This window comes from Pseudomonas sp. m6p (genome assembly GCF_055760375.1).
Genome location: NZ_CM147084.1, coordinates 4746639 through 4761649, shown reverse-complemented (window position 1 = coordinate 4761649; position 15011 = coordinate 4746639). Strand labels below are relative to the sequence as shown.

The 15011-nt window shown below is 60.9% G+C and carries 11 protein-coding genes; all 11 read right to left on the bottom strand.

Annotated elements, in window-relative coordinates; all coding sequences use genetic code 11:
- Nucleotides 1-135: 135 nt before the first annotated feature.
- The 11 genes from ACYZUM_RS21640 to ACYZUM_RS21590 all read right to left on the bottom strand — a co-directional run bounded on the left by ACYZUM_RS21640 (nucleotide 136) and on the right by ACYZUM_RS21590 (nucleotide 14950).
- Nucleotides 136-1008, bottom strand: a complete 873-nt coding sequence (locus ACYZUM_RS21640) for an oxygenase MpaB family protein (protein WP_108183826.1) — start codon at nucleotides 1006-1008, stop codon at nucleotides 136-138.
- A gap of 51 nt (nucleotides 1009-1059) precedes the next feature.
- Nucleotides 1060-2997 carry an acetate--CoA ligase gene (gene acs / locus ACYZUM_RS21635; RefSeq protein WP_108183825.1) on the bottom strand — a complete coding sequence of 646 codons (1938 nt, stop codon included), beginning with the start codon at nucleotides 2995-2997 and terminating at the stop codon, nucleotides 1060-1062.
- A 213-nt stretch (nucleotides 2998-3210) separates the two neighbouring features.
- A complete protein-coding gene (gene pgi, locus ACYZUM_RS21630; RefSeq protein ID WP_047296605.1) occupies nucleotides 3211-4875 on the bottom strand; it encodes a glucose-6-phosphate isomerase in 1665 nt (554 codons plus the stop codon).
- Between the two features lie 230 nt (nucleotides 4876-5105).
- Nucleotides 5106-5486, bottom strand: coding sequence for an aspartate 1-decarboxylase (gene panD, locus ACYZUM_RS21625; RefSeq protein WP_041065393.1), 381 nt, complete (start codon nucleotides 5484-5486; stop codon nucleotides 5106-5108).
- A 150-nt stretch (nucleotides 5487-5636) separates the two neighbouring features.
- Nucleotides 5637-6497, bottom strand: a complete 861-nt coding sequence (gene panC / locus ACYZUM_RS21620) for a pantoate--beta-alanine ligase (protein ID WP_108183824.1) — start codon at nucleotides 6495-6497, stop codon at nucleotides 5637-5639.
- Nucleotides 6494-7294 carry a 3-methyl-2-oxobutanoate hydroxymethyltransferase gene (gene panB / locus ACYZUM_RS21615; RefSeq protein ID WP_041065398.1) on the bottom strand — a complete coding sequence of 267 codons (801 nt, stop codon included), beginning with the start codon at nucleotides 7292-7294 and terminating at the stop codon, nucleotides 6494-6496. Before panB ends, panC begins: the two co-directional genes overlap by 4 nt.
- Before the next feature lie 458 nt (nucleotides 7295-7752).
- The gene (folK, locus tag ACYZUM_RS21610) at nucleotides 7753-8238 is read right to left on the bottom strand and encodes a 2-amino-4-hydroxy-6-hydroxymethyldihydropteridine diphosphokinase (RefSeq protein WP_108183822.1); all 486 of its coding nucleotides are present in this window, start codon (nucleotides 8236-8238) and stop codon (nucleotides 7753-7755) included.
- 3 nt (nucleotides 8239-8241) lie between these two features.
- On the bottom strand, nucleotides 8242-9642 hold the full coding sequence (locus ACYZUM_RS21605) for a polynucleotide adenylyltransferase PcnB (RefSeq protein ID WP_041065404.1): 1401 nt from the start codon (nucleotides 9640-9642) through the stop codon (nucleotides 8242-8244).
- Between the two features lie 734 nt (nucleotides 9643-10376).
- A complete protein-coding gene (locus ACYZUM_RS21600) occupies nucleotides 10377-11813 on the bottom strand; it encodes a sigma-54-dependent transcriptional regulator (protein ID WP_142579993.1) in 1437 nt (478 codons plus the stop codon).
- Nucleotides 11814-11835: 22 nt separating this feature from the next.
- Nucleotides 11836-14790, bottom strand: coding sequence for a sensor histidine kinase (locus ACYZUM_RS21595; RefSeq protein WP_161794896.1), 2955 nt, complete (start codon nucleotides 14788-14790; stop codon nucleotides 11836-11838).
- The gene (locus ACYZUM_RS21590; RefSeq protein ID WP_003176118.1) at nucleotides 14774-14950 is read right to left on the bottom strand and encodes a hypothetical protein; all 177 of its coding nucleotides are present in this window, start codon (nucleotides 14948-14950) and stop codon (nucleotides 14774-14776) included. Before ACYZUM_RS21590 ends, ACYZUM_RS21595 begins: the two co-directional genes overlap by 17 nt.
- Nucleotides 14951-15011: the final 61 nt, after the last annotated feature.

The window sequence follows — 15011 nt, the reverse complement described above, 5'->3', positions numbered from 1 at the left end:
GATGCCCTGAGCCATTGCTCAGACCTGTGGCGAGGGAGCTTGCTCCCGCTCGAGTGCGAAGCGCTCGCAACATTTCGAGAGTCGCTGCGCAACCCAGCGGGAGCAAGCTCCCTCGCCACAGGTTCTGTGTATAGATCAGATCAACAAACCCATCCGTCGTTTGGCTCGCTGCACCGAACCATTGCGCATCGCCCAGCGCAGCATCGGTGCACTGCGCTTGACGCTGGCGCGGATCAGCTGGCGTTGCAGCGGATTCTGCCGTATGCCGAACATGGCGCTGGCCCAGTCCGGCAGCAGATCGATGCCGGCCTTCATCATCAGGTCGCCAAAAGGTCGGGCCAGCACGCTTGGGGCCGGGGCGTCGAGCAGCAGGCGCAGGACTTCGCGGCTGCGCTCATCACAGAGCAGTTGCGAGCGCATGTGTTGCAGATAGTCGGCCACGGCCTGCCGCGACTTCGGCACGTCCCGCGCACCCAGGCGCTCGGCGACCACGGCGATTTCTGCGTAGTAGCGATCCTGATCCGCCCCCGACAATTGCGGGTTGCGGTAACGCAAATGCGCGGCAAGAAAATGGCTGACCTCGGCCACATGCACCCACGTCAGCAGGTCCGGATCGCTGGCCGCATACGGCCGGCCGTCCGGCGCGGTACCGACCACTTGCAGGTGAATGGTGCGCACTTTGTCGATCAGCCATTCGGCGTCGCGGCGCGAGCCGAACGTGGTGCCGGAGACAAACTGACTGGTGCGGCGCAAACGCCCGAGCATGTCCTGGCGAAAGTTGGAATGATCCCAGACCCCGGCCAGCGCCAGCGGATGCAGGGCTTGCAGCAACAACGCGCTGATGCCGCCGATCAGCATGCTGCTGAAATCGCCGTGTACCTGCCAACTGATCGAGTCCGGCCCGAACAGCCCGGGATCGCCCTTGGGGTTTTCCAGATCAAGCTGACCGAGGGACAGCCCGGTCAGGCTCATGAGTTGGTTTTCGATACGGCTGCGAAGGAATTCCATGACAACTCATAGGTGATGAACGGGCGCGGCCGGGTGACCGCGCCACGGATGTTACTGATTGAGGCGCTTGTCGATCAAACCTTGCACCACGCTCGGATCGGCCAGGGTCGAGGTGTCACCGAGGCTGTCGAGTTCGTTGCAGGCGATCTTGCGCAAGATGCGCCGCATGATCTTGCCCGAGCGGGTTTTCGGCAAGGCCGGCGCCCACTGGATCAGGTCCGGTTTGGCGAAGCTGCCGATTTCATTGCTGACGTGGGCGAGCAACTCTTTCTTCAGCTCATCGCTCGGCTCGAAGCCGTTCATGGGGGTGACGAAGGCGTAGATGCCCTGGCCTTTGACGTCGTGCGGGTAACCGACCACGGCGGCCTCGGCGATGCTGTCGTGCAGCACCAGCGCACTTTCCACTTCGGCGGTGCCGATGCGGTGGCCGGAGACATTGATCACGTCATCGATGCGCCCGGTGATCCAGTAATCGCCGTCCTCGTCGCGGCGTGCGCCATCGCCGGTGAAATAATAGCCGGGGTAGGGCTTGAAGTAAGTGTCGACCATCCGTTGCGGGTCGCCGTAGACGCTGCGGATCTGCGCCGGCCAACTCGACTTGATCGCCAGCACGCCGCTGCCGGCGCCTTTGATTTCCTTGCCGTGCTCGTCGAGCAGCACCGGTTGCACGCCGAACATCGGCTGCGTGGCGCAACCCGGTTTGATCCGCTGGGCACTCACCAACGGGCTGAGCATGATGCCGCCGGTTTCGGTCTGCCACCAGGTATCGACAATCGGGCAGCGCTGCTCGCCGACCACGTTGAAGTACCATTCCCACGCCTCCGGGTTGATCGGCTCACCGACACTGCCGAGCAGTCTGAGGCTTTGGCGCGACGTTTCCTGCAATGGCCCGGCACCTTCGCGCATCAACGCGCGCAGGGCAGTCGGCGCGGTGTAGAAGATGTTGACGTGGTGTTTGTCGATCACCTGCCAGAAGCGTGAAGTGCTCGGGTAGCTCGGCACGCCTTCGAAAATCAGCGTGGTCGCGCCATTGGCCAGCGGGCCGTAGACGATGTAGCTGTGGCCGGTGACCCAGCCGACGTCGGCGGTGCACCAGAACACTTCGCCCTCGCGGTAATCGAGCACGTACTTGAAGGTCATCGCCGCTTGCAGCAGGTAGCCGCCGGTGGTGTGCAGCACACCTTTGGGTTTGCCGGTGCTGCCGGAGGTGTAAAGGATGAACAGCGGATCCTCGGCGTCCATCGGCTCCGGCGGGCAGTCGTCGCTGACGTCACGCACGGCTTGGTGATACCAGAGGTCACGGCCCTCGACCCAATCGACCTTGCCTTGAGTGCGTTCGACCACGACCACGGTGCTGACGTCCGGGCAACTGTGCAGGGCCTTGTCGACATTTTGCTTGAGCGGTACGAATTTGCCGCCGCGCACGCCTTCGTCGGCGGTGATCACCGTGCGGCAGTCGGCATCGAGGATGCGGTCGCGCAAGGAGTCCGGGGAGAAGCCACCGAACACCACCGAGTGAATCGCGCCGATCCGCGCGCAGGCGAGCATCGCGTAGGCCGCCTCGGGGATCATCGGCATGTAGATGCACACCCGGTCGCCTTTTTTCACGCCACGGCTTTTCAGCACATTGGCCAGGCGGCAGACATGATGGTGGAGTTTTTTGTAAGTGATCTGCGTCGATTCGGCAGGGTCGTCGCCTTCCCAGAGAATCGCGGTCTGCTCGCCGCGTTGTGCGAGGTGGCGGTCGATGCAGTTGTAGCTGACGTTCAGTTGGCCGCCAGCAAACCAGGCAGCTTCACCGGTTTTCAGGTCGTAGCGCTGAACGGTCTGCCACGGTGTGCTCCAGTCGAGGAAGCGCGTGGCCTGTTCGGCCCAGAAGGTGCTGGGGTGTTCAATCGATTCGCGGTACAGGCGCTTGTAGTCGTCCTGACTCAACTGCGCAGCCCGGCGGACGGCATCGGCTTTGGGGAACGTGCTGATATCGAACATGACGGTTCCTTATTCTTGTTGTGCGACAGGAATAAAGATGCGCCGAGCGGCCTGGAGGTTCAAGTCATCCCTGAAACAACTGTGGGAGCGAGCCTGCTCGCGAATGCGCTGTATCAGCCACAAAGATGCTGAATGACACACCGAATTCGCGAGCAGGCTCGCTCCCACATTGGAAATGGCTTGCCCACAGGATTTGTGGGCAAGCCATTCACCTCACCCGCGGTGACGACCGCGGAAGTAGTTGATCAGGCCTTGGGTGGAAGCATCGTCAGCAACGGTTTCATCGCTGCCGACCAGACGGTTGTAAACGCCTTTGCCCAATTCCTTGCCCAGTTCCACGCCCCACTGGTCGAAGGCGTTGATGCCCCAGACCACGCTCTGCACGAACACTTTGTGCTCGTACATGGCGACCAGCGCGCCAAGACGACGCGGGCTGATGCGCTCGACCACAAGGGTGTTGCTCGGGCGGTTGCCCGGAATCACCTTGTGCGGCGCGAGTTTGCGCACCTGCTCTTCGCTCATGCCTTTTTCGCGCAGTTCGGCCTCGGCTTCCGGCAGGGTCTTGCCGAGCATCAGCGCCTGGCTCTGCGACAGGCAGTTGGCGTACAGCCACTGATGGTGATCGGAGACTGGGTTGAAGCTGACGATCGGCACGATGAAGTCGGCCGGAATCAGTTGGGTGCCCTGGTGCAGCAACTGGTGATACGCGTGTTGACCGTTGCAGCCGACGCCGCCCCAGATCACCGGGCCGGTATCGGTCGACACCGAGGTGCCGTCCTGACGCACGCTCTTGCCGTTGGATTCCATGTCCAACTGTTGCAAGTGCTTGGTGATGTTGCGCAGGTAGTGGTCGTACGGCAGGATCGCGTGGCTTTGCGCGCCCCAGAAGTTGCCGTACCACACGCCGAGCAGGGCCAGCAGCACCGGCATGTTCTGTTCAAACGGTGCGCTCTGGAAATGCTGGTCCATGGTGAAGGCACCGGACAGCAGTTCCTTGAAGTTGGACATGCCGATGGCCAGGGCAATCGGCAGACCGATGGCCGACCACAGCGAGTAACGACCGCCGACCCAGTCCCACATCGGGAAGATGTTTTCTTCGCGAATGCCGAACGCAACGGCCGCCGCGTTGTTGCTCGATACCGCGATGAAGTGGCGATACAGCTCGGCTTCCGAACCACCCTGAGCCAGATACCAGGCGCGGGCGGCCTGAGCGTTTTTCAGGGTCTCGAGGGTGTTGAAGGATTTCGATGAAACGATGAACAGCGTGGTTTCGGCGCGCAGCTTCTGCGTCAGCTCGTGGAACTCACTGCCGTCGATGTTCGCCAGGTAATGGCAACGCACGCCTTTCTGCGCATAGGACAGCAATGCTTCGGAAACCAGCTCAGGGCCGAGGAACGAGCCACCGATGCCGATGTTGACCACGTCAGTGATCGGCTTCTCGGTGTAACCACGCCACAGACCGTCGTGGATGCGGCCAACCAGATCGGTGATCTGGTTCAGCACCTTGTGCACTTCCGGCATCACGTTGACGCCATTGACCGACAGCTTGTCGCCCACCGGGCGGCGCAGGGCGGTATGCAGCGCCGGGCGGCCTTCGGAGGCGTTGACGATTTCGCCGTCGAACAGCGCTTTGATCGCGCCTTTCAGATCGACTTCATTGGCCAGGCCCACCAGCAGGTTGCGGGTCTCGGCGTTGATCAGGTTCTTCGAATAATCGAGAAACAGGCCGCAGCTGCTGAGCGTGAATTGATTGAAGCGCTGCGGATCGGCGTTGAAGGCCTCGCGCATGCTGAAATCCTGCATGGCTTGGCGGTGATCTTTCAACGCCTGCCAGGCAGGCAGAGCGGTAACGTCATGAGGAGTGCGGTAGTACGCCATCGCTGCGGTTTTCCTTTTTACTTGAACGGCCTTTTGAACACAGAACAGACCGATACGCCCTGGTTGGGCGAGGGTCAAATGCGTCGACACGATTTTTCAACGCAGGGCGAATACAGTAAACCTCGCGCTGCGATCTGTCTTGACTTCTTCTGACCTGTTCCCTGTACTTTTTTAACATCAATACCGGGAACGGGCCGACCAATGGAAGGGGAGTGGCGTCTCGAAGCGGCTCAGGCGAGCTGAACCGGAATCGCGTTGCTGGTGTGGCTCAGCTCATTGCCCGGGGCCATGTACAGCATGCGCGGTTTGAAATTGACCAGTTCCGCTTCGCTGTAATGGGCGTAGGCGCAAATGATCACGCGGTCGCCGACCTTGGCCTTATGCGCGGCTGCGCCGTTCACCGATATCATCCGTGAACCTTCTTCGCCACGAATCGCGTAGGTGGTGAAGCGTTCGCCATTGTCGACGTTGTAAATCTGGATCTGCTCGTATTCACGGATGCCGGACAAGTCCAGCCACTCGCCATCAATGGCGCAGGAACCTTCGTAATCGAGTACCGCATGAGTGACTTCGGCGCGGTGCAGCTTGGCCTTGAGCATGATGGCTTGCATGAGGGATTTCCCGGGTTGGAAGCGAACGGCTGGCAGTGTGCCCGAAGGCTTTGGGGGCGGCAATACAACGCAAAAGATCGCAGCCTGCGGCAGCTCCTACATGGACTCATGTGTAGGAGCTGCCGCAGGCTGCGATCTTTTGATCTTGCTTTAAACGGGGGTATCGAGGTTCAGGTGCAGGTTGTCGATCAACCGCGTGGTGCCGAGGAACGCGGCCACCAGAATCACCAGATCGCGGTCTTCAGCGGTCGCCGGACGCAAGGTCAGGGCGTGGCGGATTTCCAGATAGTCCGGGCGCAGGCCGGCGGCCTCCAGCTGTTGCACCTGAGCGGCGATCAGCGCCGGGTAGTCGCGCTCGCCTTGTTTGATCGACTCGGCGATTGCGCTCAGGGTCCGATAAACCACCGGGGCCACCGCACGTTGGTCTTCGCTGAGGAAACCGTTGCGCGATGACAGCGCCAGGCCGTCGGCGGCACGTACGGTCGGTTCGCCGATGATCTGGATCGGCATGTTCAAGTCATGCACCAGCGCGCGGATCACCGCCAGTTGCTGGAAATCCTTCTGACCGAAGATCGCCAAGTCCGGCTGCACCATGTTGAACAGCTTGCTGACCACCGTCGCCACACCTTCGAAGTGCCCCGGACGGCTGGCGCCACACAGGCCTTCAGACAGTTGCGGCACGCTGACCCGGGTCTGCCCGGTCATGCCGTCGGGGTACATCTCTTCGACTGTCGGGGCGAACAGCAAATGGCAGCCGGCTTGCAGCAGCTTTTCCTGATCCGCCGCCAGGGTGCGCGGGTACTTGTCGAGGTCTTCGCCGGCGCCGAACTGCAGCGGGTTGACGAAGATGCTGGCAACCACGAAGTCCACGCGCTGTGTGGCTTTGGTGATCAACGCAATGTGACCGCTGTGCAGGTTGCCCATGGTCGGCACGAAGCCGATGCGCTTGCCTTCACTGCGGGCGCGGGCCACGGCGGCACGCAATTCGCGTACGGTTTTGACAGTGTTCATGCAGAGAATCCGTGTTCGAGGCCTGGGAACGTAACGCCTTTGACTTCGTTGACGTAGGCCTTCAGGGCGGACTGGATGCTGTCCTGACCCTGCATGAAGTTCTTGACGAATTTCGGCACGCGACCGGTGATCGACAGGCCGAGCATGTCGTGCAGCACCAGTACCTGACCGTCGGTATCGCTACCGGCGCCAATCCCGATGACCGGAATCTTCACGGCCTGGCTGATTTCCGCCGCCAGTTCGCTCGGCACGCATTCGAGCAACAGCATGGCGGCCCCAGCCTGTTCCAGCGAGATCGCATCGGCACGCATCTGCCGCGCCTGGTTCTCGTTGCGGCCCTGCACTTTATAGCCGCCAAGAATGTTCACCGCCTGTGGGGTCAGGCCCATGTGCGCGCAGACCGGCACACCGCGTTCGGCCAGCAGGCGGATCGACTCCGCCAGCCACAGCGCACCTTCGACCTTGATCATGTGCGCGCCGGCCTGCATCAGCGTGGCGCTGTTGGTCAGGGTTTGCTCGATCGTGGCGTTGGCCATGAACGGCAGGTCAGCCAGGATCAGGGCGTCGGTGTTGCCGCGTTTGACGCAAGCGGTGTGATAGGCCATTTCTGCGATGGTCACCGGCAAGGTGCTGTCGTGCCCTTGCAGAACCATGCCGAGGGAGTCGCCCACCAGCAGCACTTCGACACCGGCCTCGTTGCAGGCGTGGGCGAAGGTCGCGTCATAGCAGGTCAGCATGGTGATCTTTTCACCTTTCTGCTTGAGGCTCTGGAGCGTGGTCAGGGTGATGGCTGGCATGTAAAAAATCCTCGTTCAGGCGCTCTGGAAACTACTGCGAGTAACGCGCGTGATTCTTCGTCTACTCAGGCGCACGGTCTTTTGTCGTGCTTATAAGGCCTGGATTGCGCCCGTATGTGCCGTGTTGGCGGCAGCGGGACGCCTATAGTCGTGAGGAGAACCTAGGAAGTCAATTGCGTGTGTTACCGCATTGTTACGAGGGGAGTGTTACCGGCGTTACTGATGCGATTCAGCGGTGCGGCGGGACTGATCGGGAGGTTTTTTGTCCGACAAAAAACGAACACGGAACATCGTTTTTGTGGCGAGGGGATTTATCCCCGATGGGCTGCGGAGCGGCCCTTAAATGGTAGTACGCATTAATCAGTCACACCGTATTAGCCGGTTTTGCGACGGCTGCGCAGCCGATCGGGGATGAATCCCCTCGCCACAGAGGCCCCATCCACAGGGGGAGATTTGCGTCAGGCGTGGGAGAGGCGTTCGAGGCCGACGAACGGGCAGGCGGCGAGCAGGTCAGCCAACGTGCGGCCATCGGCCAGGCGCAGATCGGCGGGAGCCAGTTCGGCCAGAGGATAGAGCACGAATGCCCGCTCCTGAATCTGGTAGTGCGGGACTTTCAGTCGCGGCTCGTCGATCAGGCGATCACCGAACAACAGGATATCCAGATCCAGCGTGCGCGGCCCCCAGCGCTCCAGGCGCTCCCGACCTTGATCGTTTTCGATGGCTTGCAGGGCATCGAGCAGGTCGAGCGGCGCGAGATCACTGTCGAGGGCAGCGACCGCGTTGGTGTAACGCGGTTGTCCCGGCAGCAGTGAATCGCTCTGATAGAACGCCGAAACACCAGCAAGGGAAGTCTGCGGCAATTGCCCCAGCGCATTGAGCGCGCTGCGCAATTGTTCGGCCGGGTCAGCGAGGTTGCTGCCCAGACCGATATAGATGCGTTCCATGCCTTATTCGCCCGTCGAGCTTGAAGCCCCGGCGCGCTTGCGCTTGGAACCACTGCTGCGGCGACGTTTGCGTGGCGCACCGCTGGCGTCATCACCTTTGCCGCTGAGATCGCGGATCATGTCGCGACGTTCGCTGTCGTTGGCGTCCTGATAATCCGTCCACCATTCGCCCAGGCCGTCGGTTTCCTCGCCAGCGCTTTCACGCAGCAGCAGGAAGTCGTAACCGGCGCGGAAACGTGGATTGTCCAGCAACAGGTCGGCGCGTTTGCCGCTGCGGCGTGGCAGACGTTCCTGCATGTCCCAGATCTCGCGGATCGGCATGGTGAAGCGCTTTGGAATGGCGATGCGCTGACACTGTTCGGCGATCAGCTCATGCGCGGCTTCCTGCATGGCCGGAATCGGCGGCATGCCACGCTCTTGCAGGCGCAATACGCGGGCCGGCAGGGCAGGCCACAGCAGGGCGGCAAACAGGAACGCCGGTGTGACCGGTTTGTTCTGTTTTATGCGCAGGTCGGTGTTGGTCAGCGCTTCGCTGATCAACGTGTGGGTGTATTCCGGGTTGTATTCCAGGGCGTCGGCACTGGCCGGGAACAGTGGGGCAAACAGTTGCAGATCGACCAGCATCTCGAAGGTGATCGCGCCGTGGCCGGAGAGGAACAGCTTGAGCACTTCCTCGAACAGGCGAGCGGACGGGATCTCGCGCAGCATCGGCGCCAGGTCGCGGATCGGCTGCACGGTGTGCTTCTCGATGCCGAAATTCAACTTGGCGGCGAAACGCACGGCCCGCAGCATCCGTACCGGATCTTCCTGGTAACGCTGCTTCGGATCGCCGATCAAACGGATCAGGTGATTACGGATGTCGTGTACGCCGTTGGCGTAATCGAGAATGCGCTCACTGACCGGATCGTAATACAGGGCGTTGATGGTGAAGTCGCGACGTTGCGCGTCTTCTTCCAGGGTGCCGTAGACGTTGTCGCGCAGAATCCGTCCGCTCTCGTTACGCGAAGACTGGTTGCTGTCTTCGTCGTCTTCATTGACCGGGTGATTGGCGCGGAAGGTCGCGACTTCAATGATTTCGCGACCGAAATGGATATGCACCAGCTTGAAGCGGCGACCGATGATCCGCGCATTGCGGAATTCGGCTCGGACTTGCTCGGGGGTGGCGCTGGTGGCGACGTCGAAATCCTTGGGCGTGATGCCCAGGAGCATGTCACGCACGCAACCGCCGACCAGATAGGCCTGGTAACCGGCGCCCTGCAAGCGTTCGACGATATTCACCGCATAGCGGCTGAATTGCCCCTTTTGCAGCGAATGTTGGCCGCTGTTGAGCACTTCAGGAGTGCTGCGGATGTGTTGCGTACGACGCACGGGTGTTCGGAATGACTGGAACAGCTTCTTCAGCATGGGATGCACTGTTTGAAGGAATGTTCGGCCATACCAAAGAATGACCGCATGATGGGCGCAGATTCTAGCATTTAGTCGGGGGATGGTGTAGGACGCAGCAGATTTGCGCTGCAAGCCGCAGGCTACAGGCATCGGGCAGGGTCGAAACGGAGGTTTTTGCCGAAAGACAGAAACTACAAGGGGAGCCGAAGCTCCCCAAGAAGTAGTTGCGTGCTCTTTTTATTATTGATTCGGGCTTCTTGTTTTTGTTGAGTGCCCTCGCCATGAAGCTTTTCCTTCATGACCCTCCCAATCGGGAGCCAAGAGCAAACGGATTGCTTTGGTCGCTGTGTTGCAGTGATCTTGCGATCCAACCAGTACAGGCTCTGTCTTAGGACAGTTTTTGTTGTTCTCGGCCTGGTCGTGGGGCTAGCCCCAAATACAACGCCTCTCCAAAAGAATCAGTTAGCTGCGCCTCTCGCCGTCTTGTTTTTATTGTGCGTGAGTCGATTCGTCTTATTTTTATTGTCTTGTGCATTGCTTGTTATTGTTCTTGTACCAAACATATAGCAGGTGCCGTGCCAACTTTTGCGAAGCCCAATAAAACAAGGGGTTAGGTCGATATAACCGTTTTCTCGGGGCGAAAAAAAGCCGGGGTTTCGTTACCGATAACCCCGGCTTCTGTTACGTGAAAAAGCTGAGGTAACAGTTTTTTCACGTCTTCAAGCGTTACCCGCACACTCGACAGGTAACGTTCAGCTCTCGCTGGTGACCCCGGTCTTGCGCCGTGGAACGCCCAGGCGCTGACGACGTTCCCACAGACACTTGCGGCTGACGCCCAGTTTGCGCGCCAGTTCGGTTTCGGTCATGTGATCCTGATGCTCAAGCACAAAGTGCTGGAAATAGTCTTCCAGCGACAGGTCTTCCGTCGGCTCATGGCTGCTGTTGCTGGTGTTACCCGCGGTTTGCGCGGGCAAGCCGATGAACTCGTCGTCTTCCAGGTCGCTCAACTCGATGTCGATACCCAGCAGGTCGGCGGAGATTTCCGGGCTTTCGCTCAGGATCACCGCGCGCTCCACGGCGTTTTCCAGCTCACGCACGTTACCCGGCCAGGAATAATGCCGGATGGCTTGTTCGGCATCGGCGGCAAATTTCAGGTCGGTACGGTTGATGCGCGCACTCTGGCGGGCGAGAAACGCCGTGGCGATTTCGTTGACGTCGGCGCCACGTTCGCGCAACGCCGGCAGTTTCAGGGCAATCACATGCAGACGGTAATACAGGTCTTCACGGAACTGGCCGATTTTCGCCAGGCTCTTGAGGTCACGGTGGGTCGCGGCGATCAAACGCACATCGACCTTTTGCGACTGCACCGAACCCACGCGGCGAATCTCGCCTTCCTGCAGCACGCGCAGTAGACGGGCCTGGGCTTCCAGCGGCAGTTCGCCGATCTCGTCGAGGAACAGCGTGCCGCCGTCCGCCGCCTCCACCAGACCGGCGCGACCGGCGCTGGCGCCAGTGAACGCGCCTTTTTCGTGGCCGAACAGTTCGGACTCGATCAGGCTTTCCGGGATGGCCGCGCAGTTCACCGAAATCATCGGTGCCTTGGCACGCTTGGACAGGTTGTGCAGGGCGCGGGCCACCAGTTCTTTACCGGTGCCGGACTCGCCCTGGATCAATACATTGGAATCGGTCGGCGCGACTTTGCGGATCTTGCTGTACAGGTCCTGCATCGGCGGGCACGAGCCGATGATGCCGATCTCGCCATTGCTGTTGTCGACAGACGATTTGCCGCCACCATTGCTCGGTTTGCCGGCAAGCGCTTCGCCGGCGGCAGGTGCAGACTGGTGATCACGCAGGATCCGCGCGACGGCCTGAAGCATTTCATCGTGATCGAAAGGTTTGGCGATGTAGTCCACCGCGCCCATCTTCATCGAGTCGACCGCCGAGCGCAGGCTGGCGTAGCTGGTCATGATCAGCACCGGCTTGCCCTGGCCGAGCTTGATCAGCTCGGTGCCGGGGGCGCCAGGCAGGCGCAGGTCGCTGACGATCAGATCGAATGTGGGAATAGTGAAGCGTTCTTGTGCTTCCTGCACTGAACCGGCTTCGCTGACCTGGTACTGGTTGCGTTCCAGCAGGCGGCGCAAGGCGGAGCGGATAATGGTTTCGTCTTCGACGATCAAAATGTGCGGCATTGATTCGATACTCTCGACGGTCTCAGTTCACAGCGGACGTCGCTTCGACATGGCGCGGTAAGGTCACCCGGATACGGGTGCCGCGCTGGCTTTGTACATCAGCCGGGCTGTCGATGGTGATTTGTCCATAATGCTCTTCAACGATGGAATAGACCAGTGCAAGGCCCAGACCGGTACCTTCACCCGGGTCCTTGGTGGTGAAGAAAGGTTCGAACAATCGGTCCATGATGTTCTGCGGAATACCACTGCCTTCGTCTTCGACGATCAGATCGACCGTGTGTTCGCCGGCTTCACTCTTGACCCGCACGGCGCTGCCCGCAGGCGAGGCATCACGGGCGTTGGAGAGCAGATTGATCAGCACTTGGGCGAGCCGCTGCGGATCGCCTTCGACCCAGTGATCCGGATCGCACAGGTTGTAGAACTGCACTTCGAAGTTGCGCCGGTTCAGCGCCAGCAGACCGATGGCGTCCTGCGCGACTTCGGCCAGACAAACCGGTTCGTCGCTGTGCTGATGGCTGCCGGCGTGGGCAAAGCTCATCAGCGACTGCACGATGCGCGACACGCGCTTGGTCTGTTCGAGAATCTGCCCGCTGATTTCCGTCAGTTCGCCGTCTTCTTCGCGCTCTTCGCGCAGGTTCTGTGCCAGACAGGCGATGCCAGTGATCGGGTTGCCGATTTCATGGGCCACACCCGCAGCCAGTCGACCGATACTCGCCAGGCGCTCGGAGTGCACCAGTTTGTCTTCGAGCATCTGCGTCTCGGTCAGGTCTTCCACCAGCAGCACCAGACCACTGTTGCCCGGCGCCAACGGTTCGTCGATCGCCGCTTTGTGCAGATTGAGCCAGCGGGTCTGGCCGTCGAGAGCCAGGTGCTGCTTGTGCAAGTGCTCGTCGGGCAGGTTGATGAAGCCTTGCAGCAATGGCTTCCACGGATCGGCGATGGTGCTCAGGCGCGAACCGACCACCCGTTGCGCGGCGATGCCGGTGAGTTCTTCCATGGCCTTGTTCCACATCAGGATCTCTTGATCCTTGGCCAGCGAGCAGACGCCCATTGGCAGCTCCTGCAAGGTCTGGCGGTGGTAGCGGCGCAGGGCGTCGAGTTCGGCGGCCAGCCCGGTGAGGCGCGAGTGGTAATCCTCGAGACGGCTTTCGATGAAGTGGATGTCTTCGGTCACATAGTTTTCGCCGCCGGCCTTGTACGGCAGGAAGGTTTCGACCATGTCCTGCGCCACGCTCGGGCCCATCAGGCCGGAGAGGTTGGCTTCGATGCGGTCGCGCAAGCGGCGCAAGGCATAAGGACGGCGTTCGTCGAACGGCAGATAGAGGTCGCGCAGGGCTTGCTCGACTTCTTTCTGCGCCGCCTTGGCGCCCAGCGGTTTGGCCAGTTGCGTGGCGAATTCCTGAGGCGAGGCCGCGTGCAGTTCACGGCGTTGCGGACGCCGCACGTTATCCACCGCGCAGGCTTCGGCGGCGCTGGCTTCTTCGGGGCTGGCGTTGGTGAACAGCGAGATCAGGGTGAACATCAATACGTTGGCTGCCAGCGAGGCGATCGCCGCCATGTGCCAACTGGTGTCGTCCAGCACGTAAATCATGTTCAGCAGAGGGATGTAAAAACCCTGCAGATTGCCGACCAGCGGCAACAGCATGGTCACCACCCACACCACAATCCCCGCCAGCAGGCCGGCGATAAAGCCGCGCCGGTTGGCGGTCGGCCAGTACAGCACCGAAAGCACGCCGGGCAGGAACTGCAGCGTGGCGACGAAAGCGACGATGCCGAGGTTGGCCAGATCCTGCCCGGCGCCGAGCATCAGGTAGAAGCAGAAGCCGGCCATGATGATCGCGACGATCAGCGCCCGACGCGTCCACTTCAGCCAGCGATAGATGTTGCCTTCGGCCGGCGGCTGATAGAGCGGCAGCACCAGGTGGTTCAGCGCCATGCCCGACAGTGCCAGGGTGGTGACGATGATCAGGCCACTGGCCGCCGATAGCCCGCCGACGTACGCCAGCAAGGCCAGCGGCTTACTGTTGGCGGCAATGCCGATGCCGAGGGTGAAGTATTCCGGGTCGGTGGTGGCGCCGAGCTTCAGGCCAGCCCAGAGGATCAGCGGCACTGCCAGGCTCATCAGCAGCAGGAACAGCGGCAGGCCCCAGCTGGCGCTGACCAGCGAGCGCGGGTTGAGGTTTTCGGTGAAGGTCATGTGATACATGTGCGGCATCACGATCGCCGAGGCGAAAAACACCAGTAACAGCGTGCGCCATGGTCCTTCCTGCAGGGGCGTGTGCAGGGCGGCGAGGGCGGTCTGGTTTTGCAGCAGCCACAGTTCGAGTTGTTGCGGGCCGTCGAAAACGCCGTACAGCGCATACAGACCGACGCCGCCGAGGGCGATCAGTTTGATCACCGATTCGAAAGCAATCGCGAACACCAGCCCTTCATGTTTCTCGCGAGTGGCGATATGCCGGGAACCGAAGAAAATCGTGAACAGAATGATCAGCGCACAGAACGCCAGCGCGACGCGGCTCTGGATCGGCTCGCCAGTGAGGATGCCGATGGAATCGGCCACCGCCTGAATCTGCAGCGCCAGCAGCGGCAGCACGCCGATCAACATGAAGATCGTGGTCAGCGCGCCGGCCCAGGTGCTGCGAAAGCGGAACGCGAACAGGTCCGCCAGCGACGACAATTGATAGGTGCGGGTGATTTTCAGGATCGGATACAGCAGTACCGGTGCGAGCAGAAAAGCACCAGACACCCCGAGGTAACTGGACAGAAAGCCGTAGCCATACTGATAGGCCAGGCCCACCGTGCCGTAGAACGCCCAGGCACTGGCGTAAACCCCCAGCGACAAGGTGTAGGTCAGCGGGTGGCGAATGATCGCCCGCGGGATCATGCCCCGTTCACTGATCCAGGCAACGCCGAACAGCACCGCCAGGTACGCGGCGCTGATCAGGATCATCTGGGTCAGGCTAAAGCTCATCGGCATCTTTTTGGCTCTGCAGGATGAAGGTCACGACAATCAGGATCAACCAGAGCAGATACGGCCGATACCAGGCGCCCGTGGCGTCGATCCACCAATCCATGATGGCTGGCGAAAACAGATAGATTCCCACGACCAGAAGCAGGACCAAGCGATAGATGTACATCCCGGCCTCTCTTTTTTATGCGCGTGCCCGAAAACGTGCGGCGATGGTAACGGATGGGCGC